Raw genomic sequence first — 752 nt, 5'->3', positions numbered from 1 at the left:
GTAAGCAGCATTATGATTATTGTTGCCAGATACTGGCAGGCGAAGAGCAAAATGAATCGTTGTTTGCCCTGATTTATGAGTTGGACGACGAGAAAGAAATTGATGATGAAACGCTCTGGATAAAAGCGAATCCCAATCTCAATGTATCCGTAGACAGTACCGCTTTACATGACACTATCCAAAAGGCGCGGGGCATTCCATCACAATGGACAGAGATGTTAACCAAACGCTTTAATATCTGGTGCCAGGGCGAAACGCCGTGGATGGGTGATGGCGCTTGGAAAGCCTGCCAGACAGAATACGATGAAAACGATCTTAAGGGGCTGGAGTGTTACGCTGGGTTAGATTTGTCCTCAACCGGCGATATCACCAGCCTCTGTTACACGTTTCCCGTGGACAATGAGCTGTTACTCCTGACCCGCCATTATTTACCGGAAGCGCAGTTACAGAATCCGGCCAATAAGAACCGTGCTGTTTATCGTCAGTGGGCGCAAATGGGCTGGATGCGCACCACAGCAGGCGATTGCATTGATTATGACCGTATCCGTGATGATATTCTCAAAGACAGCCAGAATTTTGATATCAAATTGGTGGGCTTTGATACATGGAACGCCACACACTTACGCACCCAATTACAAGGCGCAGGCTTGGATGTTGAACCATTCCCGCAAACCTATATGCGCTTTAGCCCGGTGGCAAAATCCGCTGAGGTGTTCGTTAACCGCAAGGTCATTCGTCACAACGGCGATCCG

At 48.4% G+C, this 752-nt stretch carries 1 protein-coding gene; it reads left to right on the top strand.

Annotated elements, in window-relative coordinates; genetic code table 11:
- On the top strand, positions 1-752 hold a 752-nt coding region (locus AB204_RS20495), incomplete at both ends, for a terminase TerL endonuclease subunit (protein ID WP_047965229.1).

The organism is Xenorhabdus khoisanae, assembly GCF_001037465.1.
GTDB classification, from domain to species: Bacteria; Pseudomonadota; Gammaproteobacteria; order Enterobacterales; family Enterobacteriaceae; genus Xenorhabdus; species Xenorhabdus khoisanae.
This window is presented reverse-complemented; position numbering and strand designations above follow the sequence as displayed.